This is a genomic window from Psychrobacter sp. 1Y4, from assembly GCF_051847555.1.
Genome location: NZ_JBPYDE010000124.1, coordinates 1 through 1,120, shown reverse-complemented (window position 1 = coordinate 1,120; position 1,120 = coordinate 1). Strand labels below are relative to the sequence as shown.

The following is a 1,120-nucleotide window of genomic DNA, read 5'->3' as shown; positions in this document are numbered from 1 at the left end:
GGTTGTTGACTGTTTGCGAGTCGTAAGAGGTTTCGCGAGTATCATTTTCTTCTACTTTAGTTTTACTTAAAGCGGGATCTCTGGTTTCCATTATCTTGTCCTTATCGTTGTTACAATTATTACTCATATCATTAAGAAATTAGCATAGCGTGGGTATTAACGATATCAATGGTTAATTGTCTTCTTGACTTAAATCATAAGCATTTAGGTCTGAGACATTTTTACCGCCGGCAGGTAAATTCTCTTCTTTGCGCGGATCAGCATATATCTCATCAGTTTCTTGTGAATCTTGTTCAGGACCATCTATCTGTGGCTCGTGCTTACGCCCCTCATAGCTACCCTCAGGATTTTCTGGTGCAATTGCTGCCGGATCATCCACAATTACTTTTTTTTCAGTGGCTGCCTTTTCTGGAATACTCATAGCGTCTCCCTTGCATTTTTATTTGTTATTGCTGCCTGACTGGATATTCGAACTTAGCTTTCTAGAACTGCTAGGTCAGCTATTACTTGTCCGTGCGTAATTCGTCGTCAATGAAAGGGGTACGCTCTTCTGGATCAAGAGTCTCAGGAGTGTCGGCTGTCTTTTTGTCTTCTAAATTCTTTTCGATTTCCTGACCATCTGCTTGCTCAGCCGCTTTTTTGATATCTGAAGTGTCATTGTCAGTAGTACTCATAATGCATTCCTTGTTTTTATTGTTTATTTACCTTAAAGGTTCTGTAGCGCTGTATGAATATGTGTTCAAGCATTCTTGGACAAAAAAATTATCAAGCTTTTGATACAACATATTAAAACGCGCCGGAACTGGTATCAATTATAGGTAAGATATTGTGAGCTGCACCAGTGTGCTGCCGTATCAATATGTGAATAAATGTGAGGTTACAAGACAGTTTGTAACCTTTACAGGATAGAAGAGCGTGATTAGTGTTTATTCATCAACGTGATTGATGACATTGAGTAAATGGTTTTGCGCAATATGCGGCAGAGCGTTCTGCGCCGGACTCAACTGCTGCCAACGACCGTCTCCTGCTAGCGTCCAAGCTTGTACATTATCCTTAAGGTAGTTTTGCAGACCGTCTTGATAAATTTGCGCGAAGAGTTTCTTATCCTCAATAGGATAGG

3 protein-coding genes are annotated in these 1,120 nt (G+C 40.4%); all 3 read right to left on the bottom strand.

What is annotated here, in order from left to right:
- Positions 1-172: 172 nt before the first annotated feature.
- Positions 173-421, bottom strand: coding sequence for a hypothetical protein (locus tag ACS8FC_RS14690; RefSeq protein WP_439297312.1), 249 nt, complete (start codon positions 419-421; stop codon positions 173-175).
- Positions 422-503: 82 nt separating this feature from the next.
- Positions 504-674 (bottom strand): hypothetical protein, encoded by a 171-nt coding sequence (locus tag ACS8FC_RS14685; protein WP_439297311.1) that lies wholly within the window; start codon positions 672-674, stop codon positions 504-506.
- 252 nt (positions 675-926) lie between these two features.
- Positions 927-1,120 (bottom strand): hypothetical protein (locus ACS8FC_RS14680; protein ID WP_439297310.1); only part of this gene is annotated, 194 nt, incomplete at its 5' end.

Coding starts and splice junctions, on each gene's coding strand:
- ACS8FC_RS14690 (WP_439297312.1), bottom strand. CDS start 421: ATGAGTATTCCAGAAAAGGCAGCCACTGAAAAAAAAGTAATTGTGGAT.
- ACS8FC_RS14685 (WP_439297311.1), bottom strand. CDS start 674: ATGAGTACTACTGACAATGACACTTCAGATATCAAAAAAGCGGCTGAG.